Here is a 26668-nt window from a genome sequence, read left to right on the forward strand (position 1 = left end):
CCGGGATGTCAATCCATACATATGACGTTCCACCGTGCCCGGTCTTGCGACCGGGCACCGGAACGCCACTGACGAGGAGAGAACGGCGCTATGCCGAAGAACAAGTCGCACAGCGGTGCCAGCAAGCGCTTCAAGATCACCGGCTCCGGCAAGGTGATGCGTGAGCGCGCCGGCAAGCGCCACCTGCTCGAGCACAAGTCGTCCCGCGTGACGCGTCGTCTCACCGGCACCGCCGAGATGGCCCCGGGCGACGCCGCGAAGATCAAGAAGCTTCTCGGCAAGTGACGTACCGGCGCCTCGGCGCTGTTCGTCCAAATCCGGGACCCAATCGATTTCGGGCCGTGTGAGTACCACCGTGGCCCCGCAACAAGGAGTTAAAAAGTGGCACGCGTCAAGCGGGCAGTAAACGCCCACAAGAAGCGCCGGGCGATCCTCGAGGCGGCCAAGGGCTACCGCGGTCAGCGTTCGCGCCTGTACCGCAAGGCCAAGGAGCAGGTCACCCACTCCCTGGTCTACAACTACAACGACCGCAAGAAGCGCAAGGGCGACTTCCGTCGGCTGTGGATCCAGCGCATCAACGCTGCGGCCCGCCAGAACGGCATGACGTACAACCGCCTCATCCAGGGTCTGAACGCCGCCAACATCGAGGTGGACCGCAAGATCCTCGCGGAGCTGGCCGTCAACGACGCCAACGCGTTCGCCGCGCTCGTCGAGGTCGCGCAGAAGGCCCTGCCGTCGGACGTCAACGCGCCGAAGGCCGCGTGACGCCACGCTGGCTCTGAGCCGATGTGACGATAAGGACCCGCAGGTTGCAGACCTGCGGGTCCTTTGCTGCTCCCCCACGGATGGTCGTCCGGGCGCGGGCCGTCGGCGGCCGGTCGCGCCCACGCGGCGGAGCAGCAGATCGACAGGGCCCCGCGCCCCTGGGACACAGTCGCCCCCGCTGCCGTGCGAACCGCACCGATACCGAAGGTGAACCAGAACATGCCCTCCGCCAGCCCCGAGCTGATCTCGCCCCGTTCCCCGCGTGTCCTGGCCGCCCGGCGGCTGGCCCGGCGGAACTTCCGGGGCAAGGAGCGGCTGTTCCTCGCCGAGGGACCGCAGGCCGTCCGGGAGGCCGCGGCGCACCGCGCCGACGGCGCCGCCACCCTCGTGGAACTGTTCGCCACCGTCGAGGCCGCGGAGCGCTACGCCGACATCGTCGCCGGCGCCCGGAGCGCCGGCGCCCGGGTGCACCTCGCCGACGAGCAGGTCGTCGCGGACATCTCCACGACCGTCACCCCGCAGGGTCTCGTCGGGGTCTGCCGCTTCCTGGACACGCCCTTCGAGGACATCCTGGAGGCCCGCCCGAAGCTCGTCGCCGTCCTCGCCCACGTCCGCGACCCGGGGAACGCCGGGACCGTGCTGCGCTGCGCGGACGCCGCGGGCGCCGAGGCCGTCGTCCTGACCGACGCGTCCGTCGACCTCTACAACCCCAAGTCCGTACGGGCCTCCGTCGGTTCCCTGTTCCATCTGCCCGTCGCCGTCGGCGTGCCCGTCGAGCAGGCCGTCGCGGGCCTCAAGGCGGCGGGGATCCGCATCCTCGCCGCCGACGGCGCCGGTGAGGACGACCTCGACGACGAACTGGACAAGGGGACCATGGGCGGTCCCACCGCCTGGGTGTTCGGCAACGAGGCCTGGGGGCTCCCGGAGGAGACCCGCGCGCTGGCCGACGCGGTCGTGCGCGTTCCCATCCACGGAAAGGCCGAGAGCCTGAACCTGGCCACGGCCGCGGCCGTATGTCTCTACGCGTCAGCCCGTGCACAGCGCGCCTCCACAGGGTGCCGCTCCGTCACCGACAGCTAGTAGGGTGACGGGCTCGGGGGCCCTCTGCGCCGGACGAGAGGTGGAGTACGGGGATGAGTGTCGGCACGGGCGGCGCGCAGAGCGCGCTGCGAGCACGAGACGTGCGCGGCCCGTCCGCGTCCCCGCACGATGACACCGCGGGAGCCGGTCCCGCGCTGGGGATAGACCCCGACGACCTGCCCGACGGGATCGTCGTCGCCGACGAGCACGGCCGGGTGATCTGCTTCAACGCCGCCGCCGCCCGCATCACCGCGGTACCCGCCGTCGAGGCCCTCGGCAGCCGGCTCGAATCGGCGCTCCCCCTGGAGGACCTGGAAGGCCGCCGCTGGTGGCAGCTCACCGATCCCTACGGCGGCCTCGCCATCCGCAACGGCCAGCCCGAGCGCAACCTGCTGCTCCCCGGTGGCCGTGAGGTCCTCGTCTCCGCCCGCTACGTCCGCACCCGGCCCACCGGCCCGGTCCGCCGGGTCGTCGTCTGCCTGCGGGACACCGAGGCCCGCCGCCGGACCGAGCGCAGCCACGCCGAGCTGATCGCCACGGTCGCCCATGAACTGCGCTCGCCGCTCACCTCCGTCAAGGGCTTCACGGCGACCCTGCTCGCCAAATGGGAACGCTTCACCGACGACCAGAAGAAACTGATGCTGGAGACCGTCGACGCCGACGCGAACCGCGTCACCCGGCTCATCGCCGAGCTCCTCGACATCTCCCGCATCGACTCCGGGCGCCTCGAAGTGCGCCGCCAGCCCGTCGACATGGGCGCCGCCGTAAGCCGTCACATCCAGGCGTACGTCGCCTCGGGCCAGCCCGCCGACCGGTTCCTGCTGCGCGTCGAACAGCCCCTGCCCGCGCTCTGGGCCGACCCGGACAAGGTCGACCAGGTGCTCAGCAACCTCATCGAAAATGCGGTGCGCCACGGCGAGGGAACCGTCACCATCGACGTGGCACCCTCGATGCCCCCGCGTGAGCGGCCGGACGACGAGGGCACGGCCAGTGCCGTCACGTCGGTCACCGTGAGCGACGAGGGCACCGGAATCCCGGAGGAGTCCATGAACCGCGTCTTCACCCGCTTCTGGCGGGGCAGCAAGCGCGGTGGCACCGGCCTCGGGCTCTACATCGTCAAGGGCATCGTCGAGGCCCACGGCGGCTCCATCACGGTCGGCCGAGCCCCCGGCGGGGGAGCCGAGTTCCGATTTACGCTGCCCGTGGCCACCCCGGCGTATCTCCTCTGACGCCGCAGCGGCCGCCACGGGCGCATCAGCACGGGAGCACCGCGAGGACGCCCAGTCCTGGGCAGGCCCCCACCCCCGATAGACTCGGACCTTGGCACCTTCGCGTCCTCTCATCTGCGGACGATTCGTCTCCGGGTCGGTGACGGGGACCCTCAGCCAGCCAACCGGAAGCACGGGAAGAGATGTCGGCACCTAATAAGTCGTACGACCCTGTAGAGGTCGAGGCCTTGAAACCGGAAGAGATCGAGCGCATGCGGGACGAGGCGCTCGCCGCCTTCGCGGCCGCCGGTGACCTCGACGCGCTCCAGGAGGCCAAGGTCGCCCACACCGGCGGCACCTCTCCGCTGGCCCTCGCCAACCGCGAGATCGGCGCACTGCCCCCGCAGGCCAAGGCGGCGGCGGGCAAGCTCGTCGGCCAGGCCCGCGGCGCCGTGAACAAGGCACTCGCCGGCCGCCAGGCCGAACTGGAAGCCGAGCGCGACGCGCGCGTACTGGTCGAGGAGGCGGTGGACGTCACCCTGCCGTACGACCGTGTACCCGCGGGCGCCCGGCATCCGCTGACCACCATGATGGAGCGGGTCGCGGACGTCTTCGTGTCCATGGGATACGAGGTCGCCGAGGGCCCCGAGGTCGAGGCGGAGTGGTTCAACTTCGACGCGCTCAACTTCACGCCCGACCACCCGGCCCGGCAGATGCAGGACACCTTCTTCGTCCAGGGGCCCGAGGGCACCCACGGCGACGAGTCCGGTGTCGTGCTGCGCACCCACACCTCACCGGTGCAGGCCCGCGCCATGCTCGACCGCGAGCCGCCCGTCTACGTCGTGTGCCCCGGCCGCGTCTACCGCACGGACGAGCTCGACGCCACGCACACCCCGGTCTTCCACCAGATCGAGCTGCTGGCCATCGACGAGGGCCTGACCATGGCCGACCTCAAGGGCACCCTGGACCACATGGTCCAGTCGCTCTTCGGCTCGGACATGAAGACCCGGCTGCGTCCGAACTACTTCCCCTTCACCGAGCCGTCCGCCGAGATGGACATGCTCTGCTACGTCTGCAAGGGCGAGTCCGTCGGCAACCCCGACCGTCCCTGCCGGACCTGCTCCTCCGAGGGCTGGATCGAGCTCGGCGGCTGCGGCATGGTCAACCCGCGCGTGCTGGTCGCCTGCGGCGTGGACCCGGAGAAGTACAGCGGATTCGCCTTCGGGTTCGGCATCGAGCGGATGCTGATGTTCCGTCACAACGTAGAAGACATGCGAGACATGGTCGAGGGTGACGTCCGGTTCACCCGGCCGTTCGGGATGGAGATCTGATGCGGGTCCCGCTTTCTTGGCTGCGGGAGTACGTCGACCTGCCGGCGACGGAGACCGGGCGCGACGTCCAGGCCAAGCTCATTTCGGCAGGCCTGGAGGTCGAGAGCGTCGAGCAGCTCGGCGCCGACCTCAAGGGCCCCCTGGTCGTCGGCCAGGTGCTCACCATCGAGGAACTGACGGAGTTCAAGAAGCCCATCCGCTTCTGCACCGTGAACGTCGGTACGGCCAACGGCACCGGTGAGCCCCAGGAGATCGTCTGCGGCGCCCGCAACTTCGCCGTCGGCGACAAGGTCGTCGTGGTGCTGCCCGGCGCCGTGCTGCCCGGCAACTTCGCGATCGCCGCGCGCAAGACGTACGGCAAGACCTCGCACGGCATGATCTGCTCCGGCGACGAGCTGGGCATGGGCGACGACGGCACCGGCGGCATCATCGTGCTGCCGCCCGAGGTCGAGGTCGGCACCGACGCGATCGAGCTGCTCCAGCTCGTCGACGAGGTCCTCGACATCGCCGTCACGCCCGACCGCGGCTACGCCCTGTCGCTGCGCGGCGTGGCCCGCGAGGCCGCCATCGCCTACGGTCTGCCGCTGAGCGACCCCGCGCTGCTCGACGTACCGGCCCCGAACGCGTTCGGCCACCCGGTGCAGATCTCCGACCCGATGGGCTGCGACCGCTTCACCGCGCGCACCGTGACCGGGCTCGACCCGGACGCCCGGTCCCCGATCTGGCTGCGGCGCCGGCTTCAGAAGGCCGGGATGCGCCCGATCTCGCTGGCCGTCGACGTCACCAACTACGTGATGCTGGAGCTCGGCCAGCCCCTGCACGCCTACGACCGCGGCCGGGTCCAGGGCACCATCGGCGTGCGCCGGGCCGAGAAGGGCGAGAAGCTCACCACCCTCGACGGCGTCAAGCGCACGCTCCACGCCGAGGACCTGGTGATCACCGACGACCGCGGGCCCATCGGCCTCGCGGGGGTCATGGGCGGCGCCCACACCGAGATCGACGACACCGAGGGCACCACGACCGAGGTCGTCATCGAGGCCGCGCACTTCGACGCGATCTCGATCGCGCGCACGGCCCGCCGTCACAAGCTGGCCTCCGAGGCGTCCAAGCGCTTCGAGCGCGGCGTCGACCCCGAGGCCGCGTCCGCCGCGGCCCAGCGGACCGTCGACCTGCTCGTGCTCCTCGCGGGCGGCACCGCCGACGCCGGGGTGACCGAGGTCATCACGCCGTCGGCCCCGCACACCATCACCATCCCGGCGAACCACCCGGACAAGGTGGCCGGTGTCGACTACGGCCGCGAGACCGTCGTCCGCCGCCTCCAGCAGGTCGGCTGCGACGTCTACGGACAGGACGAGCTCCTGGTCACCGTCCCGTCGTGGCGGCCCGACCTGACGGACCCGAACGACCTCGCCGAAGAGGTCATCCGTCTCGAGGGCTACGAGAACCTGCCCTCCACGCTGCCGAAGCCCCCGGCCGGCCTCGGTCTCACCGACCGGCAGCGCCTGCACCGCCGGATCGGCCGCGCGCTGGCCGGCGCCGGATACGTGGAGGCGCCGAACTACCCGTTCATCGGCGAGCATGTCTTCGACCAGTTCGGTCTGGCCGCCGACGACCCGAAGCGCAAGGTCGTCAAGCTGGTCAACCCGCTCTCCGACGAGGAGCCCGCGCTCCGTACGACGCTGCTGCCGGGTCTGCTCCAGAGCCTGCGCCGCAACGACGGACGCGGCAGCCACGACCTTGCCCTCTTCGAGACGGGCCTGGTCTTCCAGCCGCAGGAGGAACTGCGCGTCGCCGGGCGGCTGCCCGTCGACCGCCGTCCCACCGACGAGCAGGTCGCCTCCCTGACCGCCGCGCTTCCCGTCCAGCCCCGGCACGCCGCCGTCGTCCTCGCGGGCGCCCGCGAGCAGGCCGGCTGGTGGGACAAGGGCCGCCCGGCCGACTGGGCCGACGCGATCGAGGCCGCGCGCACCCTGGCCCGCGAGGCGGGGACCGAACTCCTCGTCCGCTCCGGTCAGTACGGGCCGTGGCACCCGGGCCGCTGCGCCGAGCTCGCGGTCGTCGTGGACGGTGCGGAGCAGGTCATCGGGTACGCCGGTGAGCTGCACCCAGGGGTGCTGAAGACGCTGGGCCTGCCCGCGCGCACCTGCGCGATGGAGCTGGACCTGGACGTGCTGGAGCGGGCGAGCTCGGGCCACCCCAAGGGCCCGAAGATCTCGACCTTCCCGGTCGCCACGCAGGATGTCGCGCTGGTCGTCGGCAAGGCCGTCCCGCACACGGACGTCGAGGCGGCGCTGCGCGAGGGCGCGGGTGAACTCCTGGAGTCCATCCGGCTGTTCGACGAGTACGAGAGCGAGCAGCTCGGCGAGGACAAGAAGTCCCTCGCCTACGCGCTGCGGTTCCGTGCCGCCGACCGCACCCTGACCGTCGACGAGGCCTCCGCGGCGCGCGACGCGGCGGTGGCGCTGGCCGCCGAGCGCGTGGGAGCCGTGTTGCGCGGAGCCTAGGACCTGACGGGTTCCCCGGGGTTCCACCCGGGGTGCCACCGGTCGTACCGGGGAGCTGTGCGCCGTTCGGTGCCGTGGATCGTTCGCGGCCGGGCGCACGGCTCCCCGCTCCCCTTTCCGGGCTTCCCGGCTCCGGCCTGCATAAATGCGGGCGCCTGAAGTCACCTCACTCGTTCGGGTGATGTGCCCGGGCGATCCGGCCCGGCCGGGGCGGGCGGTCGACAGAATCGGACCGGTCTCTCCGAGGCCGTCTGCGCTGTCCGTGCCTTTTGGGGGGCCAATCGGCATGATCCGTATCAGAGGTGGGGCACCCCGCAGGGCGACGCTCCGGACGCGTTCGGGGGACCCGGCCGGGGGCGTTCACGGGCTGCGGCGCCGGGGCGGGAGGCTGCGGGCCCGCATCACCCGGGCGGTGCGCGGCGGCGGGCCCCGGACCGGATTCGACCGACGGGGCCGTGGACGCGGCGACCCCGACGTCCTCGGCCGTCGGGCCCGCCGCACCGCCGAGCGGCTGCCCCCGCGCCGGGCGCTGAGCCTCGGGCTGCCCGTCGTCTGGGGCGCGTTGGCCATCTCGTACACGATGGCCTGTCCGCTCGCGCAGCAGAACGGACTCGGTGCCCGCGTCGCCACCGGCGCCGTCTTCCTCGCGGTCGGCGTCGGACTGACGGCCCAGGTCCGAAGGGTGATGCTGCGTGAGCTCCGGCAGATCCGCAGAGTCGCGGGGGCCGCGCAGAACGTCCTGCTGCGCCCGCTGCCCCCGTCGATCGACGGGCTGAACATCGCCGCGACCCAGCTCTCCGCCGACCGGGGCGCGAGCGTCGGCGGTGATCTGTACGAGGCGATCGCCACCGAGCACGGAGTGCGGGTCGTGATGGGAGACGTCCGCGGCCACGGACTCGGCGCCATCGGTCCCGTCGCCGCCGTCCTCGGCAGCTTCCGCGAGGCCGCGCACGACGAACCCGACCTCGGCGGCGTGCTCGCGCGACTCGAGCGGGCGCTGGCCCGGCATCTGCGCGAGCGGGCCGGACACCCCTCGGCCTGCACGGACTTCGACGGCCCGGCCGCCGAGGAGTTCGTGACCCTCCTGCTGCTGGAGATCCGCCGCGACGGCGAGGTGTACGTACTCAACTGCGGCCACCCCTGGCCGTATCTGCTCGGCCGGGGCCGGGTCCGCCCGCTGGTCCACGCCGAACCGCTGCCCCCGCTCGGGCCGTTCCCGCTCCCGGACGGTCTCGCGGCCGAACCGTGCGGGCAACTCCTGCCCGGTGAGGGGCTCTTCCTGCACACTGACGGTGCCGAGGACGCCCGTGATCCCCAGGGACGGTTCTTTCCGCTGCTCGCGACGCTCACGGAGGCGGTCCGCGACGGCCCCGTCGTGCCGCGGTCCGTCCTGCGCGCCGTCTTCGCCGCCCTGCTGCGCCACACCCGCGGCCGGCCCGCCGACGACGTGGCCCTTCTGGTGCTGCGCAACGACCGTCGGCGCGTCGCCCTGAAACAGGGCCGGGTCTCCCATCACCTGCCCCGCTAGGTCCTGTCGTCACCTCCCGTCGTCGCAGGGAGGGCGGCCCTGCGGCGAGCGTGCGCGCGTGGCGTCGCGGGGCGGTCGGGAAGGTGACGACAGGGCCCAGCGTCCTTCCGGCCGAGGGAGCGGGTGCGGTGTCCGTGTCCTGGGGGCGGCGGCATGCGGTTCCGCCGCCCCGGACACGCCCGGCCACGGGACCCGTCCGGACGACCGGAGTCCCGCGGTCGCCCCGGCGGGGCCGGTCCCGGCCGTCCGCCCCGCCGCGGAGTGTCGGACAGGCGGCCGGGCGGACGGCGCGAGCGGGCCGCCGCACTGTACGAGGGGGAGCCGGCGGCCCGACCGGCCTCTTGCGAGGCATTTCAGTCAACCGGTCCGAAACTCTCCGCGACAGTGCGCGTACGGTACGGATACGGGCATTCGCTTCACACCCCGTGCGAAACGGGACGCGCTACTCTGTCGGGCGCGGTGCGGCGCGCGGTCGGGCACGATATCGGCGCCGTCGGCAACGAGCCACTCGGGGGCCTGTATGCAGCCCAACACCCTGCTCGACGCGATCCTGGACGAGGCCGGCATCTCGCACGCGGGACTCGCCGCCCATGTCAACCAGGCGGGACGGGCGCGCGGACTCGCGCTCCGCTACGAACACACCGCCGTGGCACGGTGGTTGAAGGGCCAGCGGCCGCGCGGCCAAGTGCCCGACCTCATCTGCGAGGTGCTCGCGGCGCGGCTCCACCGGCCCGTCACCCTGGACGACATCGGCCTCGGGGTCCCCGGCGAACCGTCCACCCCGCACGCCGGTTCGCTGTCCGGCTTCGTCGAACGCGCCACCGCCCTGTGGCGCTCCGACGAACAGCAGCGCCCTCACCTCCTCGGCGCACCCGCCGTGACCGGCACACCCGCGGTGATGCCCGTGTGGGAGTGGGAGAACCCGCCCGAGGACGTGGACGTCTCCCGCGGCGGCCGCCATCAGGTCAGCATGGCCGACATCGAGATGCTGCGGGCGGCCCGCGCCCACTACGAGCAGATGTACCGCAAGGCCGGGGGCATCGCGACCCGCACCCGGATCGTCGGCTTCCTCAACTCGGAGACCGCGCCCCTGCTGCGCGGCAGCTACACCGACGCCACCGGCCGTCAACTCCACCGCGCGACGGGTGGGTTGGTGGCCATCGCGGGCATCTGCGCCTACGACTCCGACGCGCACGGGCTGGCCCAGCGCTACTTCCACCAGGCGCTGCGCCTGGCGAAGGCCAGTGGGGACCGGGGACTCGGCGCGTACGTCATAGCCCTGCTCGTCAACCAGTCGCTGTTCATGCGTGAGTACCGGCAGGCGGTCGCCTTCGCCGAGGCCGCGCTGCGCGCCGCGGGGCGCCACATCACTCCGGCGCTCGCCTCCGACCTGTACGCGATGCAGGCCAAGGCGTACGCCCACCTCGGCGACGGCAGCAGCGCGCTCTCCTGCATCCGGCGTGCCGAGCAGGCCGCCGATCGCATCCGGCGTGGTTACGAACCGGACGAGACCGGCTATGTCCAGCCGGGACTGGTCAACGTGCAGGTGGCGGAGGCGCTGCTCAGCCTCGGCGACCTGGTGGCCGCCTCGGAGCACGCCGTCGCGGCCGTCGGCAATCCGGCGCACGACCGGGGCCGCGTGCACCGGCTGGCGATGCTCAGTCAGATCGAGCTGCGCCAGGGCGACGCGGACAAGGCGGTGGCCACCGCCGTCCGGATGGCCGAGCAGGCGAGGGGGATGGAGTCCCAGCGGCTGCGCGACAGACTTCGCGCGGTGCGCGAGCACCTGGCGCGCAGCGGCTGCGCCGGCACGACGGAGGCCGCGGAACTCATCGACGGCGCACTGCGCGTACCGCTGTAGGGGCCACTCGAAAGCCGTCCCACCTCTCTCGCACCGGACCGCCGGGTCGCCGCTCCGGCCCGCCGTGTGCGCCGTCCCTGCCCCAGCCCCGCCCGCTGCGCACCTGCTGTCAGGAGACTGCGGCTGCGATATTGCCATCTACTCGGCGGAAGGTGGCATAACCGTGCAGTGGACGAAACAGAACGAACAAACTGTGTATGAAAACCGCTGGTTCAGCGTCAACCTCGCGGACGTGGAGCTGCCGGACGGGCGACATCTCGATCACTTCCTGATACGGCTGCGGCCCGTCGCCGTGGCGACCGTGGTGAACGAGGCCAACGAGGTGCTGCTCCTGTGGCGGCACCGCTTCATCACCGACAGCTGGGGGTGGGAGCTCGCGGCGGGCGTCGTCGAGGACGGCGAGGACCTCGTCGTGGCCGCGGCCCGTGAACTGGAGGAGGAGACCGGCTGGCGGCCGGGACCCTTACGGCATCTGATGAGCGTCGAGCCCTCCAACGGGCTCACCGACGCCCGGCATCACATCTACTGGTCCGACGAGGGTGCCTACATCGGACACCCCGTGGACGACTTCGAGTCCGACCGCAGGGAGTGGGTCCCCCTGAAGCTCGTCCCGGACATGGTCGCCCGCGGTGAGGTCCCGGCCGCCAACATGGCCGCCGCGCTGCTCCTCCTGCACCATCTCAGGCTCGGGCAGGACGTGTTGAGCTGATCCCCCCGTCGTCCTGGATCCGGCGGGGGCCTAGTGGCCCAGGGCCTGCCAGACCGCCACCGCCAACGCGCCCACGCCGGCGACGGCGGCGAGGGTGGGCAGCGGCCAGCGGGTGTGTTCGAGCGCGACGATCCGGGTGCTGAGATCATCGAGGTCCTTGGCCGTCTGGTCGTCGCGCTGGGTGAGCAGTGCCAGCCCTCCCTCGATGCGGGTGAGACCCACTTCGAGGGACCGGCGTAACTCCGCGAGTTCCTTCGGTGCCACGGGATGCTCGGGGTCGGCGGTCACGGGTCCGCTCCTTTCCGTAGTCGGCACATCCCTTGTGTGCGCACGGAAAGTCAACTCGCCTGGTGGACGCGTGGGGAGCGTGTGCGCGCGGCATATGCGGGCCCGGCGCGCACACGGCGTGCGAACGGCGCGGGCCCGGCACCGAGGAAGGTGCCGGGCCCGCGCCCGCCCGGACTCCGTGGGACGGAGGGGGCGTTCGGTCAGGGTCCGCCTGTCACTGGCCGTAGGCGTAGAAGCCCGAGCCGGACTTCCGGCCGAGGCGGCCGGCGTCGACCATGCGCTGGAGCAGCGGGGGAGCGGCGTAGAGCGGCTCCTTGTACTCCTCGTACATCGAGTACGCGACCGAGGCCACCGTGTCGAGACCGATCAGGTCGGACAGCTTGAGCGGGCCCATCGGGTGGGCGCAGCCCATCTCCATGCCGTTGTCGATGTCCTCGCGGCTCGCCATGCCCGACTCGAACATCCGGATCGCGGACAGGAGGTACGGGATCAGCAGCGCGTTGACCACGAAGCCCGAGCGGTCCTGGGCGCGGATCGCGTGCTTGCCGAGCGCCTTCTCGGCGAACAGCTGGGCGCGGCTGATGGTGCCCTCGGAGGTGGTCAGCGCCGGGATCAGCTCGACGAGCTGCTGCACCGGAGCCGGGTTGAAGAAGTGGATGCCGATGACCTGGTCGGGACGCGAGGTCGCGACGGCCAGCTTCACCAGCGGGATCGAGGAGGTGTTGGAGGCCAGGATCGCGTCCGGCCTGGTCATCACCTGGTCGAGCACCTGGAAGATCTCGGTCTTCACCTGCTCGTTCTCGACGACGGCCTCGATCACGAGGTCGCGGTCGGCGAACTCGCCGAGGTCCGTGGTGAAGCTCAGCCGGTCCTGGGTGGCCTTGAGCTCGTCCTCGGAGATCTTTCCGCGCCCGGCCGCCTTGGCGAGGGAGGAGAAGAGCCGGGTCCGGCCGATCTCCAGGGCTTCTCCGGTGGTCTCGGCGACCTTGACGTCGAGACCGGCGCGGGCGCACACCTCGGCAATGCCCGCTCCCATCTGGCCGCAGCCCACCACTCCGACGCGTTCGATGTCGGTCACATCGTCCCCTTCGCTGATCCGCACGCCCTGGCAGGTCCTCCGTTGTTCGGCGCCTGCTCCGAACGTGCACGTTACTCCCAAGTATCGATGATCGATCGTTGGGGTGGTGCATGCTGGACGTCGGGACGATCCGTGATCGCGGGGATCCACAGAGTGAGGGGGCGGGCGTGGGGCGACTGCCACGCAGGGCGTTCACGACGGCGGCGCTCGCGACGCTGTCGGGGCTGGGTGCCGCGGGGGACGTGGGAGCCGCCCGGAGCCCGGCCGCGGCACCCCGGCCGAGGGCGGCCCGTGCCGTGCGGGGCATGTGGCTGGCGACCGCCTCGCACCGCGACTGGCCCTCCCGCACCGGCCTGAGCGCCGGGCGACAGCGCGCCGAACTGCTCGCCCATCTCGACACGGCCGTCCGCCGCCGACTGAACACCGTGATCTTCCAGGTCCGTCCCACCGCCGACGCCCTGTGGCCCTCCCCGTACGAGCCGTGGTCCGAGCACCTGACCGGCGTCCAGGGCCGGGACCCCGGCTGGGACCCGCTCGGCACCGCCGTGCGGGAGGCCCATGCGCGCGGCCTGGAACTGCACGCCTGGTTCAACCCGTACCGCGTCTCGGGGCAGCCGGATCCCGGCAGGCTCGCCGCCTCGCACCCCGCGCGCCTCCACCCGGACTGGATCGTGCGGTACGGCGGCAAGCTCTACTACAACCCCGGGCTGCCACCGGTCCGGACGTTCGTCCGGACCGCGATGCTCGACGCGGTCCGCCGCTACCCGGTCGACGCCGTGCACTGGGACGACTACTTCTACCCGTACCCGGTGGACGGCGAGGTCTTCGACGACGACGCGGCGTACGCCGAACACGGCGCGGGCTTCCCGGACCGGGCGGCCTGGCGCCGTCACAACGTCGACCGGCTGGTGCTGGACATGGCCGCGGCCCTCAAGAAGGTCCGCCCCGGCACCCGCTTCGGGATCAGCCCCTTCGGTGTCTGGCGCAACGCGGAGACCGACCCGAACGGCTCGGACACCCGGGCGGGCGTGCAGACGTACGACGATCTCCACGCCGACACCAGGAAATGGGTCAGGGAACGCTGGATCGACTACATCTGCCCCCAGCTGTACTGGAACATCGGCTTCGACGCGGCCGACTACGCGAAGCTGCTGCCCTGGTGGGCGCGGGTCGCCCGGGGGACGGGTGTGCAGCTGTACGTGGGGGAGGCGTTGTACAAGGCGGGCGCCGCGGGGCAGCCCGCCGCGTGGCAGAACCCGGCCGAACTCTCCCGGCACCTCACGTTCGCCCGCGGCCGGGCCGAGGTCCGGGGTCATGTCTTCTTCTCGGCCACGGAGGTCGGCGCCGACCGCACCGGCGCGATGGCGCGGGTCGTCGCCGACCACTACCGGTAGCCGGCCACCTTCGGTGGCCGGCCGAGCCCCCGTTCCCGGCGGGAACGCCCGCCGTCCCTCTCGTCCTACCGCGGCATGTCCTTGTGGCGGATCTCGGAGTCGGGTCCCGGCGAGCACACGGCCTCGTGGCCGTCCTCGAACCGCACACGGTAGGGGGGAGCCCCCGCCGATCCCATGACCTCGGTGATCTCCGCGACCTTGTCGTGCTGGCCGACAACCCTGCCGTGCTGCACCAGTTGGTCACCTTTTGCTGCGTGCATCTGAACGGTCTCCTCGTCTCTACGGGAGTAACGGTGCGTGGCCCGAAGTCCACGGCCGCCCGGGCGGGCCGGCTCGGCCCGTGCGCGCGGGTCAGCCTCGCGCGCGCTGGGTCAGAGCGATGCAGACGAGCACGGCGGCCGCCGTCAGGGGTGCCGCCGGGGTCAGCCGCTCGCCCAGGAGCAGTACCGACCACACCAGTGTGAGCAGCGGCTGGGCCAGCTGCAACTGGCTGGCCTTCGGGATTCCGATCGACGCCATCCCCCGGTACCAGACGACCAGTCCGAGGAACTGCGAACCGACCGCTACCCACAGCAGCCCGGTCACGCTGTGCGCCGTCAGACGCACCGGCTCGTGCGAGAGCGCCAGCAGCGCGCCCGGCACGCTGAGCGGCAGGCACAGGACCAGGGCCCAGCCGATGACCTGCCAGCCCGGCATCAACCGGGCCAGCCTGCCGCCCTCGGTGTAGCCCGCCGCGCAGATCAGCAGGGCCCCGAACAGGTAGGCGTCCGCACCGGTCAGGGCGCCCCCGCTCTGCTGCACGGTGAACGCGATCACGGCCGCCGCGCCCGCGCAGGCCGCCAGCCAGAACATCCGCGACGGCCGCGCGCCGGTGCGCAGGGAGGAGAAGACCGCCGTCGTCAGCGGCAGCAGCCCGACGACGACGGCGGCGTGCGCGGTGGTCGAGGTGCGCAGGGCGAGCGTGGTCAGCAGGGGGAAGCCGAGGACGACACCGGCGGCGACGACGGCCAGGCCCGCGAGGTGCCGCCGGGCCGGTACGGGCACCCGCAGGGCGAGGAGGCAGCCGCCCGCGACGACCGCCGCCAGAACGCAGCGCACGGCCACCAGGGACCAGGGCCCGAAGCCCTCCAGGCCCCAGGCGGTGGCGGGAAAGGTGAGGGAGAAGGCGGTGACGCCCAGGGCCGCCTGGAGGGTTCCGGCGCGGCGGTCGGTGACCGAGGGGTCCCGGAGCGGACCACCGGCCGCGGGTCCGGTGGTCCGGAGTGGCGGGCCGGCCGGAGCCGGGCGGCTCTCGGCGGACGAGTCGGCCGGGGCGCGGCCGGTCCCGGTGCGCGCGGCGGACCGGGGACCGGCTCCGGTGCTGACCGCTATTCCGGTCCGGTCGATAGCGCTACTCTCTGCTCTCATGCAAGAGCGTAGCAGTGTGGGAGATCTGGCGAATCATCTGCGACAGGAACTGAACCGCTACTCTCCCGGTGGGAAGCTGCCGTCGAGCCGGGAGCTCGTCGAGAGGTTCCGGGTGAGTCCGGTGACGGTGTCGCGGGCGCTGGCTCAGCTGGCCGCCGAGGGGCTCGTGGTCACCCGCCCCGGAGCGGGCGCGTTCCGGGCGCGCCCCCGGGCGGCCCTGACGTCCACCGGGGACACGTCGTGGCAGGAGGTCGCGCTCAGTGCGGACGCCGCGACCGAGCTCGTCCCGCGCACCGTGGACGCGTCCGGAGTCCTCGCCTCGCTGGCCGCGCCGCCGCCCGGTGTCATCGAGTTCAACGGGGGCTATCTGCACCCCTCGCTCCAGCCGGAGCGCGCGATGGGCGCGGCCCTCTCCCGGGCGGGCCGCCGCCCCGGCGCGTGGTCCCGGCCGCCCATGGAGGGCCTGCCCGAACTGCGTGAGTGGTTCGCGCGGGGGATCGGGGGCGCGATCGGCGCGGCCGAGGTGCTGGTCACGGCGGGCGGCCAGTCCGCCCTGACGACCTCCCTGCGCGCGCTCGCGCCGCCCGGTGCCCCCGTCCTGGTCGAGTCACCCACCTACCCGGGCATGCTGGCCATCGCCCGCGCCGCGGGTCTTCGCCCCGTGCCCGTCCCGGTGGATCCCGACGGGGTCAAGCCCGAGCTCCTCGCCGACGCGTTCCGGGCGAGCGGCGCCCGGGTCTTCGTCTGCCAGCCGCTGTTCCAGAATCCGACCGGTGCCGTGCTCGCGCCCGGGCGGCGGGGCGAGGTGCTGCGCATCGCGCGGGACGCCGGGGCCTTCGTCGTCGAGGACGACTTCGTACGCCGTCTGGTGCACGAGGACGCGGGGCCGCTCCCGCGTCCATTGGCCGCCGAGGACCCGGACGGGGTCGTGGTCCATGTAGGTTCCCTGACCAAGGCGACCTCGCCGAGCTTCCGGGTGAGCGCGCTCGCCGCGCGCGGCCCGGTGCTCGAACGGCTGCGCGCCATCCAGGTCGTCGACACCTTCTTCGTGCCGCGTCCGCTCCAGGAGGCCGCGCTGGAACTCGTCGGCTCGCCGGCCTGGCCGCGTCATCTGCGAGCTGTTTCGGCCGAGTTGAAGACCCGGCGTGACACCATGACCGCCGCCTTGCGGCTGCGGCTTCCCGAACTCGCCCTGCCCCACATCCCGTTCGGCGGCTACCACCTCTGGCTCCGGCTGCCGGACGGCACCGACGAGTCCGCTCTCGTCACCGCGGCCCTCCGCGCGGGGGTGGCGGTCGCCCCCGGACGCCCCTACTTCAGTGCGGAACCCCCGGCCGCCCAGATCCGGTTGAGCTTCGCGGCGGTGGCCGGGACGGAGGAGATCACGGAGGGGGTACGGCGTCTGGCGGTGGCGTTCGACGAGGTGCGGGCCTGACCGGGCGGGGCCGGAAAGCCAGTTGGCGGCCCTTCGGCCTCGATCCTTGCCGCGCGAAGGGCGAGGCCGGGTGTCGGCTCCGGCGTCTCCGCCCGGGCGGGGTCCGGCCCGGGACCGCGCCGGGCGACGGGCGGGGCCCTGCCCCGATCCCGCCTCGGGACCGGCGGGGCCCGGACCCGGCCCCGCTCCGCCGGACGGGAGCCCCGGGCCCGGATCGCCCCGGTCGCCGTCGGGCCCCGTGGATCATGCCCGCGCCGGCCGCACCGTCCGTTCGGCAGGGCCGGGCGGACGGAGCGGAACCCGGTGGATCGGGCGGTCGGCCGGCCAGGAGGAGTTGTTGATGCAGTGAACTTTTTGGACACCCTGAGTGACCCCCCTTGACCTGCGGAGGCCCGCGACCCACGATCTGCGCATGCAACTTCGGGTCACGTTCGTCGCCGCCGCACGCAGCTCCGCGCTGCTCGCGGAGCGGTTCGAGGACGACTGGCCGCTGGACCAGGCGGGCTGGGAAGAAGCACAGCGTGCCGCCAACGGGTTGCTTCCGCTGGCCGCGGCGGAACTGCGCTACTGCTCGCCGACGCCCCGCAGCCGGGCCACCGGTGACGTCCTGGGCTACGCCCCGCTGGTCCAGCTCGCCCTGCGCGACTGCGACATGGGCCGCTGGCGGGGCTTCACCCTCGGTGAGGCCATGGCCCGGGAGCCCGCGGCCGTGGACGCCTGGCTGGCCGACCCGCGTTCCACGCCCCACGGCGGCGAGTCCCTGTTGTCCTTCATCGCCCGGGTCGGTGCCTGGCTCGACACCCGCCCGATGGACGACGGCGGCAGCATCGTCGCGGTGGTCGAGCCGTCGGTGGTCCGTGCCGCGCTGGTCTACGCGCTGCAGGCGCCGCCGTCGACCTACTGGAACATCGACGTACGTCCCCTGTCGACGGTCTCCGTCATGGGGCGGGCGGGCCGCTGGAACCTGCGCCTCGACGGGGCGTTCGCTCAGTCCACGCGCAGGTAGTCGGTGGTGAGCACCAGATCCTTCGCGGGCCCCCGCACGCGCCAGACGGTCCGCCAGCGGTGCTCGCCCTGGACGGTGAACTCTCCCCGGTAGAGGTCCGCCGAGCACGGGTGGTCGGCGACGTACCGACCGCTTCGCAGGTCCAGGTCGTGGAACGGACGGCCGTCGGCGAACCGTACGAGAGCGGTTCCGGGGCCCGGTCCCGGCAGGAACCGCAGGGTCCGCTCGGCCGGCCTGGCGACGCCCTGCCACACGAACGTGCCCGACTCGTGGTGCTGCAGTTCCCCCGTTCCGAGCGGACCGAAGACCGTCGTCCCGGTGAAGCGCCCCGCGGCGTCGTGCGCGAGGTCCCGCACGGCGCGTTCCACCCGCCAGCTCCCGCCCAGGTACGCCAGTACATCCCCTACCGGCCAGAACTCGCCCATACCGTCCCGCCCCCGTCCCGTCCGGTGTCGCGCTCGCGCCCCTCCCCATCCTGCCGTTCGACGGGGATCACGCGGCGGTGGGGTCGGCCGCGGGCCGGGACCCCACCGGGAGCAGCCCGCGCTCGCCGAACACCTTCTTCGCCACCAGGGTCGCGTTCATCGCCTTCGGGATGCCGCAGTACACGGCGGAGTGCAGCAGCGCCTCGACGATCTGTTCCGAGGAGAGCCCCACGTTCAGCGCCGCGTTGACGTGCACCTCCAGCTGGGTCTCGCAGCCGCCGAGCGCGGTGAGCATGCCGAGGGTCACCAACTGGCGGTCGCGCGGGGCGAGTCCTGGGCGGTCGTAGATGTCGCCGAAGCCCCAGGCGACGATCTGGTGCCCCAGCTCGGGACTGATGTCGCAGAGCGCGGCCAGCACCCGCTGACCGGCCTCGCCGTCCACCCGGTCGAGGATCTTCAGGCCGTGCTCGAAACGCTCTTCGCGGGTGGTGGATCCGGTGCTCTTCGTGGCGTCGCTCATGCCGGTCCGTCCGATCCGGGCCGCTCCAGCAGCCCTTCGTAGTGGTCGATCTTGGCGTCGAGCGCGGTCGCGGCGCGGCGCAGCGCGCGGATCCGGTCCTCCAGGTCGGCACGGTGTTCCCGGAGCATCGCGAGGCGGTCGGGGACCGTCGGGTCGCCCCCGGAGCGCAGCCGTGCGAAGCGCTCCATGTCCGCGATCGACATGCCGGTCTCGCGCAGTCTGATCAGGAACTCCAGCCAGGCCAGGTCCCCCGCCGCGTAGCGCCGCTGGTTCCCGGTGGTCCGGCCGACCCGTTCGATCAGGCCCGCCTTCTCGTAGTACCTGAGCGTGTCGTGCGAGAGCCCGGTGCGCTCCACGACCTGGGCGATCGTGAGCGCGGGTTCCGGGGTGCTCGGGAGGGGGTGTCCGCCGGTCATGAGGAAACCGTAGAACCTGGAGCGCGCTCCAGGTCAAGGGCCGCCGGGATCCCGTACCTCCCGCCGGTCACGGGGCGGGAACCGGGTCAGGAGCCGCGGCGGGGCCTGCCGCGCTTCGCGCCGCCCTTGGCGCCGCCCTTCGGGCCGCCGGAACCGCCGCTCCGGGGGTTCTTGCCGGTCGCCTTTCCGCCCGACTTGCCGGGCGCGGGCTTGCGCCGCGCGCCGCCGCCCGAGTCCGGCTTCCGGGACGTGGACCCGGACGTGCCGGGAGCGGACTTCTGCTGCGCCGCGGCCGAGGAGCGCCCCCGCGTGCTGTTGACCGTCCGGCCGCGCACGATGCCGATGAGGTCCTCCACCAGGTCGGTGGTCCTCTCCTCGGGCCAGGCCAGCGCCACGCGCGACTCGGGGGCGTCCGTGACCGTCCGGTAGGTGAGGTCCTTGCGGTGGTGGAGCCGGGCGAGGGACTGCGGGACGAGGACGACCCCGATGCCCGCCGCGACGAGTTCGACGGCGTCCTCGGTGCTGGCGGGCCGCTCCAGGGCGGGCTTGCCCGGCAGCCGCTCCCAGTCGAGCGGGTCGTCCAGGGGGTGCAGCACGATGTCGTCGGCCAGGTCCTCGGCGGAGACCTGCTCGACCGCCGACACGATGTGGTCCTTCGGCACCACGGCGACCGTCGTCTCGGTGTAGAGGGGGATCGCGCTGAGGTCGGTCCGGTCGACGGGCAGCCGCACGAACCCCGCGTCGGCGTCGCCCCTGCGCAGGACGTCGTACACCTCGGCGGCGGAGACCTGGACGAGGGTCAGGGGCACGCCGGGCAGCCGCTCGTTCCAGATCCGCACCCACTTCGAGGGCGTCACCCCGGGAACGTAGGCGAGCCTGAACGAGGGGGATGCTTCGGAGCCGGTCACCACGTCAGATTACCCGGCGGCGCCAGGGGTGCCGTACCGGTGATGGTCGGCGGGAGCCCGTGCGCTCGATACCCTTGACCCCATGAGTTCGCACCAGACCGCCCAGACGATGAAGCCTGCCACCGCGGCGAAGAAGCTGGGTGTGTACCTCGAGGCCACCCCCGCCGAGTTCCAGGAGGGTGTCGTCTCCCGTGCCGAGCTGAACGCGCTGCAGACCGCCCCGCCGGAGTGGCTCCAGGAGCTGCGCCGCAACGGCCCGCACCCGCGACCGGTCGTCGCGGCCAAGCTCGGTGTCTCCATCGCAGGGCTCGCCCGGGGCGGCGTCAGCGACGCCCTCACCACCGAGCAGATCGAGGCGCTGAAGACCGAGAACCCCGAGTGGCTGCGGCGCGAGCGCGCCACCCAGGCGGAGGTCCGCAAGGAAGAGGTACGCATCAAGGAGAAGCAGGCGGAGCAGGCCGCCAAGCGTTCCTGACCCCGGGAGCCGCTCCGGGAAGGGCACCGGCCATCTGCCGGCCGCCGCTTCCCGGAGGTCACCGGCGACCGCGTCCGGCGGCCCGCCCCGCGTGTGCGGCGGCGGGCTTCCGCATGTGCGGGGACCGGGCCCGCGTCGGGACCTCAGCCGTCGATCCCCGGGGACCTGCGGCCCTCGGGGTCGCCGCCCGGCGGGGTACCGGGGCCGCTCGTGCGGCCGTACGCCTTGACGAGCAGGTAGATCACCGCGCCCGGCGGGATGAGGAAGATGATCACGGGGAAGCTGAACGTACCCGTGGTCTGGTGGGCGACGTACCACCCGTAGCAGATGAAGGCGATCCCGCCGAGGACGGCCCAGACGCGGTTCTTGAAGGACATGCCCGGTGCGAAGGCCGCTCCGATCAGGATGATCCCCGACAGGACGGCGAAGATCTCGTACGCGCTCCAGTGGGCGGACGACGACGCCGCCGGTGACTGCACGGTCGGTGTGTGCACGGTCGGGACTCCTGGGGTTCGGGTGAGTACGGTCCGTCGCGCCGACGGGGCGTGACGGCGGGCGATCGGGCTCCCCGCGGCGGCGACCGTCCCCACGGGGGGCGGTTCCCGTCGGGCGGCACGTACTAGCCGTGGGGGAGCCGGGTCACACCGGTGACGGTCAGCGGCTCCGGGAGGGCCCCCGAGCCGAGGTTGGCCGCGAGCTCCTCGGCCGATGTCCGGGTGAAGGATCCGGAGATCTCGGCGGTGCCGCCGGTGAGCGCCTGGCCGACAGACGGGGCGGAGATCACGGCGCCGTCCAGGACGATGGCGAACTGGTTCTCCGGTGACTGTCTCGTGGACAGGTCCGCGGTCACGGCCGAGAACTGGCGGGCCCCGAGGGAGTCGAAGTCGAGCGACACGGCCCAGTTCCCGGTCTGCTCGTCGTGCACCGCCTCGGCCGAGGCGACCCGAGTCCCGTCCACGGCCGTGGGACCCAGCGCGTACTTGACCGGAGGGGAGCCGTCGCCGCCGGCTCCGCAGGCGACGACGCTGTCGCGCGGCCGGTTCGCCGCCCGCGCCTCCGTCGCGGACCGCTGCCCCTTCGAGCAGTCCAGCACCGAGAAGCGCTGCCGGAGGGCCGCGTCGGCCGCGCCCTCCTCGTCCGTCCCCGTCGTGGCACCGGCGGACGGAGAACCGGCGGTACGAGGGCGCAGGCCCTCGGTGACGGCGCGCTGTCGCGCGGGGTCCGCGCTGGGCGAGGGCCGCGATGCCGGTGTCGGTGAGGTGCTGAGGGCCTCCAGGGCCAGGACGGGCCGGAAACCGATCCTGCCGGAGTCGCCCAGCCCCGTCAGACGCTTCTCGTCGGCGGTGGGACCGGTGACCGTGACGGTGCCGTCGCCCTCCTCGACCCGCGCGTCCCTGAGCCCCAGCGCCTTGACGCGCGCCCGCATCCGGTCGGCGGTCCGGCGCGTCGCCTCGGGACCCAGCGGCGACGAGCCCGCGAACGTCACGACGGACCGCCGGGAGTCCGCCGCCGACGTGGCGGCCGGGCCGCCCGCACGGGAGGAGCCGCCGACGCCGGAGGAGCCGACCCCGGAGCCGGAGCAGCCGGCGAGCGTCGCGGCGGCGAGGCAGAGGAGGAGAGCTCTGTGCGGGGCCCGGTGGAAACGCATGCGGGGGATGGTTCCAAGCAGGCGGTACCCATCGGGCCGAATATCAACGTTTGATCGGAATTCATTCGATGCGCCGCCGCATTCTCTTCGGCTCCGATCATGTGGTGTCCGCGTGGAGGGGATTGAGTCGGCGTGCGGGTGGGGATCGGTTGATCGTCGAGGGGAAGGCCGTGCAGCCCGACTCCTGGGCCGGAGCGGCCGCCCCGCCCCTCCCGGAGGCCCGCGCCGCGCCCACCGTCCCGGGCCGCCGGCTCGCGCGGCCGGACGAGGTGGGCCGCGCTGGGCGGGCCGGAGCAGGATTGCATAAACGTGCATCGAAACGTATAGTCATGCCATCCAAGAGGAGGGTTCCATGACGATGCGTGCGGCGGTGGCGGGAGCGAGTGGGTACGCGGGCGGGGAGCTCCTGCGCCTGCTCCTGGCACACCCCGAGATCGAGATCGGCGCCCTGACCGGCAACTCCAACGCGGGACAGCGGCTCGGCGCGCTCCAGCCGCATCTGCTCCCGCTCGCGGACCGCGTCCTCGCCGAGACCACCCCCGAGGTGCTGGCCGGTCACGACGTCGTGTTCCTCGCGCTGCCTCACGGACAGTCCGCCGCCGTCGCCGAACAGCTCGGCCCCGAGGTCCTCGTGGTCGACATGGGCGCCGACTTCCGGCTGGCGGACCCGGCCGACTGGGAGCGGTTCTACGCCTCCCCGCACGCCGGGACCTGGCCGTACGGCCTCCCCGAACTGCCGGGTGCCCGCGCCGCGCTGGAGGGGTCCAAGCGCATCGCGGTGCCCGGCTGCTACCCGACGGCCGCCTCACTGGCCCTCTTCCCGGCGTACGCGGCCGGGCTGGCCGAGAACGAGGCCGTGATCGTCGCCGCCTCCGGCACCTCGGGCGCCGGCAAGGCGCCCAAGGCGCACCTGCTGGGCAGTGAGGTCATGGGCTCGATGACCCCGTACGGCGTCGGCGGCGTCCACCGGCACACCCCCGAGATGATCCAGAACCTCAGCGGCGCCGCGGGGGAGCCCGTCACCGTCTCCTTCACCCCCACCCTCGCGCCCATGTCCCGCGGCATCCTCGCCACGTGCAGCGCCAAGGCGAAGCCGGGGGTCGCCGCCGAGTCCGTGCGCGCCGCCTACGAGAAGGCCTTCGCCGACGAGCCCTTCGTCCACCTGCTGCCCGAGGGCCAGTGGCCCGCGACGGCGTCCGTCCAGGGTTCCAACGCCGTTCAGGTCCAGGTCGCGTACGACGCCGCCGCGCACCGCATCATCGCGATCAGCGCCATCGACAACCTGACCAAGGGCACCGCTGGCGGTGCCGTCCAGAGCATGAACCTCGCCCTCGGCCTCCCCGAGGAGCTGGGGCTTTCCACGATCGGAGTCGCACCGTGAGCGTCACGGCAGCACAGGGATTCACCGCGGCCGGGGTCGCCGCGGGGATCAAGCAGAACGGCAACCCGGACCTGGCCCTCGTGGTCAACAACGGGCCCCGCCGCGCCGCCGCCGGCGTCTTCACCTCCAACCGCGTGAAGGCCGCCCCGGTCCTCTGGTCGGAACAGGTCCTCAAGAGCGGCGAGTTGAACGCCGTCGTCCTCAACTCGGGCGGCGCCAACGCCTGTACGGGCCCCAAGGGCTTCCAGGACACCCACGCCACCGCCGAGAAGGTCGCCGGGGCGCTCGGCGACACGGGCGCGGGCAGTGTCGCCGTGTGCTCGACCGGCCTCATCGGCGTCCTGCTGCCGATGGACAAACTGCTTCCCGGCATCGACCTGGCCGTCGCCGAACTCGGCCCGCACGGCGGCGAGAAGGCCGCCATCGCCATCAAGACCACGGACACCGTGCACAAGACGTCCGTCGTGACGGTGGGATCGACCGGGGCGGGGTCCACCGGAGGCTGGACCGTCGGAGGCATGGCCAAGGGCGCCGGCATGCTCGCCCCCGGCCTCGCCACCATGCTCGTGGTGCTCACCACCGACGCGGACGTGGACGGCGCGACCCTGGACAAGGCGCTGCGTGACGCCACCCGCACCACCTTCGACCGGGTCGACTCCGACGGCTGCATGTCCACCAACGACACCGTGCTGCTGCTCGCCTCCGGCGCCAGCGAAGTCACCCCGGAGTACTCGGAGTTCGCCGAGGCCGTCCGGGCCGTCTGCGACGACCTCGGACAGCAGCTGATCCGCGACGCCGAGGGCGCCAGCAAGGACATCAAGGTGGAGGTCGTGGGCGCCGCGACCGAGGACGACGCCGTCGAGGTGGGCCGCTCCATCGCCCGCAACAACCTCCTCAAGTGCGCGATCCACGGCGAGGACCCCAACTGGGGACGCGTGTTGTCCGCGATCGGCACCACCCGGGCCGTGTTCGAGCCGGACCGCCTCAACGTGGCGATCAACGGCGTCTGGGTCTGCAAGGACGGCGGCGTCGGCGAGGACCGCGAACTCGTCGACATGCGCTACCGCGAGGTCCACATCGTCGCCGACCTCGCCGCGGGCGACGCCACGGCCACGATCTGGACCAACGACCTCACCGCCGACTACGTGCACGAGAACAGCGCGTACTCGTCATGAGCAATGTGACCCGCAAGCACACCGCGCTGCCCAAGGCCCAGATCCTCATCGAGGCGCTGCCCTGGCTGACCCGGCACCAAGGCAAGACCGTCGTGGTCAAGTTCGGCGGCAACGCCATGATCGACAGCGAGCTGAAGGCCGCCTTCGCCCAGGACATCGTGTTCCTGCACCATGCGGGCCTCAAGCCGGTCGTCGTGCACGGCGGCGGACCGCAGATCAGCGCCGCCCTCGACCGGCACGGCATCGTCAGCGAGTTCAGGGCGGGCCTGCGCGTCACCACAGAGGACGCGATGGACGTCGTCCGCATGGTGCTCGCCGGACAGGTCCAGCGCGAACTGGTCGGGCTCCTCAATCAGCACGGGCCGCTCGCCGTCGGCCTCACCGGCGAGGACGCGCACACCATCACCGCCACCAAGCACCGGCCCACGATCGACGGCGAGTCGGTCGACATCGGGCGGGTGGGCGAGATCACCGCGATCGACACGGGCGCGATCGAGGCACTGCTCGCCGACGGCCGTATCCCGGTCGTCTCCTCGATCGCCCGGAGCCAGGACGACGGACATGTCTACAACGTCAATGCTGATACGGCGGCTGCGGCACTCGCTGCGGCCCTGGGCGCCGAGACCCTCATGGTTCTCACGGACGTCGAGGGCCTCTACGAGGACTGGCCGAACAGCGACGAGGTGATCAGCCGCCTCACCGCCTCCCAGCTGGAGAAGCTGCTTCCCGAGCTGGCCAGCGGCATGGTGCCGAAGATGGAGGGCTGTCTGCACGCCGTACGGGGCGGCGTCACCACCGCCCGGGTCATCGACGGCCGGGTCCAGCACTCGATCCTGCTGGAGATCTTCACCGACGAAGGCATCGGCACGATGGTCGTGCCGGACGACGAGGAAGCGGGGGGCGCCGCATGACCGGCACCGCGACGAACGCAGAGCTCACCCAGCGGTGGCAGGGCGCGCTCATGGACAACTACGGCACCCCGCGCCTGCCGCTCGTCCGCGGCGCCGGCACCAGGCTGTGGGACGCCGACGGCAACGAGTACCTCGACTTCGTCGGCGGCATCGCGGTCAACGCGCTCGGACACGGCCACCCCGCGATCGTCGAGGCCGTGAGCCGGCAGATCGGCTCCCTCGGCCATGTCTCCAACCTCTTCGTCGCCGAACCCCCCGTCGCGCTCGCCGAACGGCTGCTCCAGCTCTTCGGGCGCGAGGGCCGGGTGTACTTCTGCAACTCGGGGGCCGAGGCCAACGAGGGCGCCTTCAAGATCGGCCGGCTGACCGGCCGGACCCACATGGTCGCCACCACCGGCGGCTTCCACGGCCGGACCATGGGAGCTCTCGCGCTCACCGGCCAGCCCGGCAAGCGGGAGCCGTTCCTGCCGCTGCCCGGTGACGTCACGCACGTCCCCTTCGGCGACGCGCAGGCGCTGGCCGAGGCGGTCACCCAGGACACGGCTCTGGTGATCATCGAGCCGATCCAGGGCGAGAACGGTGTGGTCGTGCCGCCCCCCGGCTACCTCAAGGCGGCCCGCGCCATCACCGCCGCCACCGGAGCGCTGCTCGTGCTCGACGAGGTGCAGACCGGAATCGGCCGTACCGGCCACTGGTTCGAGTACCAGGCCCACGAGGGCGTCCTGCCCGACATCGTGACGCTCGCCAAGGGCCTCGGCGGCGGGCTGCCGCTCGGTGCCACCGTCGCGTTCGGCCGGGCCGCGGGCCTGCTGAAGCCCGGCCACCACGGCACGACCTTCGGCGGCAACCCGGTCGTCTGTGCCGCCGGACTCGCCGTGCTCGACACGATCGAGTCCGAGGGACTCCTGGAGAACGTGAAGCGCGCGGGCGAGAAACTGCGGGACGGGATCGAGGGCGTCGGCGACGGTTCCGGCCATCCCTTGATCGACCACGTCCGGGGTGCGGGACTGCTCCTGGGTATCGTGCTCACCGAGCCGCTCGCGCCCCAGGTGCAGCAGGCGGCTCAGGACGCCGGTTTCCTGGTGAACGCGCCCGCCCCCGATGTCGTACGGCTGATGCCGCCGCTGAACCTGGGCGACGACGAGGTGGACGCGTTCCTGGAGGCTCTCCCCGGCATCCTCGACGCAGCCAACGGGGACGGATGATTCCGGGAAT

Annotated in this window: 27 protein-coding genes; 17 read left to right on the plus strand and 10 right to left on the minus strand. The window is 72.5% G+C overall.

Features of this window, described 5'->3' with window-relative positions; genetic code table 11:
* The first annotated feature begins 90 nt into the window (after positions 1-90).
* The 9 genes from rpmI to ACFYW7_RS20440 all read left to right on the plus strand — a co-directional run bounded on the left by rpmI (position 91) and on the right by ACFYW7_RS20440 (position 10986).
* Positions 91-285 carry a 50S ribosomal protein L35 gene (rpmI, locus tag ACFYW7_RS20400; RefSeq protein WP_389504176.1) on the plus strand — a complete coding sequence of 65 codons (195 nt, stop codon included), beginning with the start codon at positions 91-93 and terminating at the stop codon, positions 283-285.
* Positions 286-381: 96 nt separating this feature from the next.
* Entirely contained in the window at positions 382-765 is a 384-nt protein-coding gene (gene rplT / locus ACFYW7_RS20405) for a 50S ribosomal protein L20 (protein WP_329212826.1), read from the plus strand.
* 219 nt (positions 766-984) lie between these two features.
* On the plus strand, positions 985-1845 hold the full coding sequence (locus ACFYW7_RS20410; RefSeq protein ID WP_389504180.1) for a TrmH family RNA methyltransferase: 861 nt from the start codon (positions 985-987) through the stop codon (positions 1843-1845).
* Between the two features lie 53 nt (positions 1846-1898).
* Positions 1899-3074, plus strand: coding sequence for an ATP-binding protein (locus ACFYW7_RS20415; RefSeq protein ID WP_389504184.1), 1176 nt, complete (start codon positions 1899-1901; stop codon positions 3072-3074).
* Positions 3075-3256: 182 nt separating this feature from the next.
* Entirely contained in the window at positions 3257-4384 is a 1128-nt protein-coding gene (gene pheS / locus ACFYW7_RS20420) for a phenylalanine--tRNA ligase subunit alpha (RefSeq protein ID WP_389504187.1), read from the plus strand.
* A complete protein-coding gene (gene pheT / locus ACFYW7_RS20425; protein ID WP_389504189.1) occupies positions 4384-6888 on the plus strand; it encodes a phenylalanine--tRNA ligase subunit beta in 2505 nt (834 codons plus the stop codon). Before pheS ends, pheT begins: the two co-directional genes overlap by 1 nt.
* Positions 6889-7174: 286 nt before the next feature.
* Positions 7175-8416, plus strand: coding sequence for a PP2C family protein-serine/threonine phosphatase (locus ACFYW7_RS20430; protein WP_389504191.1), 1242 nt, complete (start codon positions 7175-7177; stop codon positions 8414-8416).
* 520 nt (positions 8417-8936) lie between these two features.
* Entirely contained in the window at positions 8937-10277 is a 1341-nt protein-coding gene (locus ACFYW7_RS20435) for a transcriptional regulator (protein ID WP_389504193.1), read from the plus strand.
* A gap of 163 nt (positions 10278-10440) precedes the next feature.
* Positions 10441-10986: an NUDIX hydrolase gene (locus ACFYW7_RS20440; RefSeq protein WP_389504195.1), complete on the plus strand. Its 546-nt coding sequence runs from the start codon at positions 10441-10443 to the stop codon at positions 10984-10986.
* Positions 10987-11016: 30 nt separating this feature from the next.
* Here ACFYW7_RS20440 and ACFYW7_RS20445 read toward each other — a convergent pair whose 3' ends face one another.
* Positions 11017-11274, minus strand: a complete 258-nt coding sequence (locus ACFYW7_RS20445) for a hypothetical protein (RefSeq protein ID WP_389504197.1) — start codon at positions 11272-11274, stop codon at positions 11017-11019.
* Positions 11275-11488: 214 nt separating this feature from the next.
* Positions 11489-12352, minus strand: a complete 864-nt coding sequence (locus ACFYW7_RS20450; protein ID WP_389504199.1) for a 3-hydroxybutyryl-CoA dehydrogenase — start codon at positions 12350-12352, stop codon at positions 11489-11491.
* Between the two features lie 167 nt (positions 12353-12519).
* On the opposite strand from ACFYW7_RS20450, the gene ACFYW7_RS20455 reads away from it, so the two are divergent.
* Positions 12520-13746, plus strand: a complete 1227-nt coding sequence (locus tag ACFYW7_RS20455; protein ID WP_389504201.1) for a glycoside hydrolase family 10 protein — start codon at positions 12520-12522, stop codon at positions 13744-13746.
* 65 nt (positions 13747-13811) lie between these two features.
* Here the strand turns inward: ACFYW7_RS20455 and ACFYW7_RS20460 are convergent, their stop codons facing one another.
* Both ACFYW7_RS20460 and ACFYW7_RS20465 read right to left on the minus strand, forming a co-directional pair.
* Positions 13812-14006 (minus strand): DUF1918 domain-containing protein, encoded by a 195-nt coding sequence (locus ACFYW7_RS20460; protein WP_389504203.1) that lies wholly within the window; start codon positions 14004-14006, stop codon positions 13812-13814.
* Positions 14007-14097: 91 nt separating this feature from the next.
* A complete protein-coding gene (locus ACFYW7_RS20465) occupies positions 14098-15153 on the minus strand; it encodes a DMT family transporter (protein WP_389504205.1) in 1056 nt (351 codons plus the stop codon).
* Between ACFYW7_RS20465 and ACFYW7_RS20470 the strand changes: the two genes are divergently transcribed.
* Both ACFYW7_RS20470 and ACFYW7_RS20475 read left to right on the plus strand, forming a co-directional pair.
* Positions 15152-16588 carry a PLP-dependent aminotransferase family protein gene (locus ACFYW7_RS20470; RefSeq protein WP_389504207.1) on the plus strand — a complete coding sequence of 479 codons (1437 nt, stop codon included), beginning with the start codon at positions 15152-15154 and terminating at the stop codon, positions 16586-16588. The genes ACFYW7_RS20465 and ACFYW7_RS20470 overlap by 2 nt on opposite strands.
* Positions 16589-17000: 412 nt before the next feature.
* The gene (locus tag ACFYW7_RS20475) at positions 17001-17594 is read left to right on the plus strand and encodes a histidine phosphatase family protein (RefSeq protein WP_389504209.1); all 594 of its coding nucleotides are present in this window, start codon (positions 17001-17003) and stop codon (positions 17592-17594) included.
* On the opposite strand, the gene ACFYW7_RS20480 is transcribed toward ACFYW7_RS20475, so the two are convergent.
* From ACFYW7_RS20480 to ACFYW7_RS20495, 4 genes are all read right to left on the minus strand, one after another.
* The gene (locus ACFYW7_RS20480; protein WP_389504211.1) at positions 17576-18019 is read right to left on the minus strand and encodes a DUF6314 family protein; all 444 of its coding nucleotides are present in this window, start codon (positions 18017-18019) and stop codon (positions 17576-17578) included. The two genes, ACFYW7_RS20475 and ACFYW7_RS20480, sit on opposite strands and share 19 nt — an antisense overlap.
* 67 nt (positions 18020-18086) lie before the next feature.
* On the minus strand, positions 18087-18539 hold the full coding sequence (locus ACFYW7_RS20485) for a carboxymuconolactone decarboxylase family protein (RefSeq protein ID WP_389504213.1): 453 nt from the start codon (positions 18537-18539) through the stop codon (positions 18087-18089).
* Positions 18536-18955 carry a MerR family transcriptional regulator gene (locus ACFYW7_RS20490; protein WP_389504215.1) on the minus strand — a complete coding sequence of 140 codons (420 nt, stop codon included), beginning with the start codon at positions 18953-18955 and terminating at the stop codon, positions 18536-18538. Before ACFYW7_RS20490 ends, ACFYW7_RS20485 begins: the two co-directional genes overlap by 4 nt.
* An 86-nt stretch (positions 18956-19041) precedes the next feature.
* On the minus strand, positions 19042-19863 hold the full coding sequence (locus ACFYW7_RS20495; protein WP_389504217.1) for a LysR family transcriptional regulator substrate-binding protein: 822 nt from the start codon (positions 19861-19863) through the stop codon (positions 19042-19044).
* An 82-nt stretch (positions 19864-19945) separates the two neighbouring features.
* On the opposite strand from ACFYW7_RS20495, the gene ACFYW7_RS20500 reads away from it, so the two are divergent.
* Positions 19946-20338: a DUF5997 family protein gene (locus tag ACFYW7_RS20500; RefSeq protein ID WP_389504219.1), complete on the plus strand. Its 393-nt coding sequence runs from the start codon at positions 19946-19948 to the stop codon at positions 20336-20338.
* Between the two features lie 143 nt (positions 20339-20481).
* Here the strand turns inward: ACFYW7_RS20500 and ACFYW7_RS20505 are convergent, their stop codons facing one another.
* Complete coding sequence (locus tag ACFYW7_RS20505; protein ID WP_389504221.1) at positions 20482-20832, minus strand: hypothetical protein; 351 nt, start codon at positions 20830-20832, stop codon at positions 20482-20484.
* Between the two features lie 125 nt (positions 20833-20957).
* The gene (locus tag ACFYW7_RS20510) at positions 20958-21986 is read right to left on the minus strand and encodes a hypothetical protein (protein WP_389504223.1); all 1029 of its coding nucleotides are present in this window, start codon (positions 21984-21986) and stop codon (positions 20958-20960) included.
* A gap of 352 nt (positions 21987-22338) precedes the next feature.
* Between ACFYW7_RS20510 and argC the strand changes: the two genes are divergently transcribed.
* The 4 genes from argC to ACFYW7_RS20530 are packed head-to-tail and all read left to right on the plus strand — an operon-like array spanning position 22339 to position 26658.
* Positions 22339-23367 carry an N-acetyl-gamma-glutamyl-phosphate reductase gene (gene argC, locus ACFYW7_RS20515; protein WP_389504225.1) on the plus strand — a complete coding sequence of 343 codons (1029 nt, stop codon included), beginning with the start codon at positions 22339-22341 and terminating at the stop codon, positions 23365-23367.
* Positions 23364-24542, plus strand: coding sequence for a bifunctional glutamate N-acetyltransferase/amino-acid acetyltransferase ArgJ (gene argJ / locus ACFYW7_RS20520; protein WP_389504227.1), 1179 nt, complete (start codon positions 23364-23366; stop codon positions 24540-24542). Before argC ends, argJ begins: the two co-directional genes overlap by 4 nt.
* Positions 24539-25453, plus strand: a complete 915-nt coding sequence (argB, locus tag ACFYW7_RS20525) for an acetylglutamate kinase (protein ID WP_389504229.1) — start codon at positions 24539-24541, stop codon at positions 25451-25453. Before argJ ends, argB begins: the two co-directional genes overlap by 4 nt.
* Entirely contained in the window at positions 25450-26658 is a 1209-nt protein-coding gene (locus tag ACFYW7_RS20530) for an acetylornithine transaminase (protein ID WP_389504231.1), read from the plus strand. The genes argB and ACFYW7_RS20530 overlap by 4 nt, the downstream gene beginning before the upstream one ends.
* Positions 26659-26668: the final 10 nt, after the last annotated feature.

The sequence above is a fragment of the Streptomyces sp. NPDC002580 genome (assembly GCF_042889485.1).
Lineage (GTDB): Bacteria > Actinomycetota > Actinomycetes > Streptomycetales > Streptomycetaceae > Streptomyces.